1 protein-coding gene is annotated in these 885 nt (G+C 62.3%); it reads left to right on the top strand.

What is annotated here, in order from left to right; translation table 11 throughout:
* On the top strand, positions 1–885 hold an 885-nt coding region (locus AC1D0P_RS26165; protein WP_477679389.1), incomplete at both ends, for an ABC transporter ATP-binding protein/permease.

Below are 885 nucleotides of genomic sequence, written 5' to 3' on the forward strand. Positions count from 1 at the left end.
TTCCAGAGCTTCTTCGGCCAGGCCGCCGTAATTTTTCCCTTCTTTGTCGCCGCACCTCGCTTCTTCAGCGGGGCGATCCAGCTCGGCCAGCTTATCCAGATTTCCTCTGCCTTCGGCAAGGTCCAGGATTCGCTGAGCTGGTTTGTGGACAACTACGACACGCTCGCCAGCTGGCGCGCCACCACCGACCGCCTGACCAGTTTTGAAGACAGCATGATCGCGCAGACAAAAGACAATGAAGCGCTTGTCACCACACCATCAACCGAGCTTGAAGCCACCGGCCTCAACCTCACGCTGCCCACGGGTGCCGCGCTGCTGGCGGACATGTCGCTGAAGGCCCACCCCGGCGACCACATCCTACTGAAGGGCCCATCGGGCAGCGGCAAGTCAACCCTGTTTCGCGCCTTCGCCGGTATATGGCCTTTTGCCAACGGCAACATCGCGAAACCTGCAAACGCGATGTTCATTCCCCAGCGCCCCTATTTCCCCAATGGCTCCCTGCGCGATGCGCTGGCCTACCCGGAGCCCGCCGCGGCTTACAGCGACGAGGCCCTCAAGCAGGCACTTGAAGAAGCCCTGCTGCCCGACCTGGCCGCGCGGCTTGACGAGGAAGATGCCTGGAGCCAGAAACTCTCCGGCGGCGAGCAGCAACGCCTGGCGATTGCGCGCGTGTTGCTGAAAAAACCGAGCTGGATTTTTGCCGACGAAGCCACCAGCGCACTCGACGAAGCCGCCGAAAAAACGCTGTACGAGCGCCTGCTCGCGCTTGTGAAATCGTCAGGGGGTTCCATCATCTCCATTGCCCACCGGCCCAATGTCGCCGCCTTCCACGACAAGCAGTGGACGCTGGAGAAGCAGCCCCCGGGCTCAGCTGCCCTGTACCGC

The sequence above is a fragment of the Polaromonas sp. P1_G2 genome, assembly GCF_056405515.1.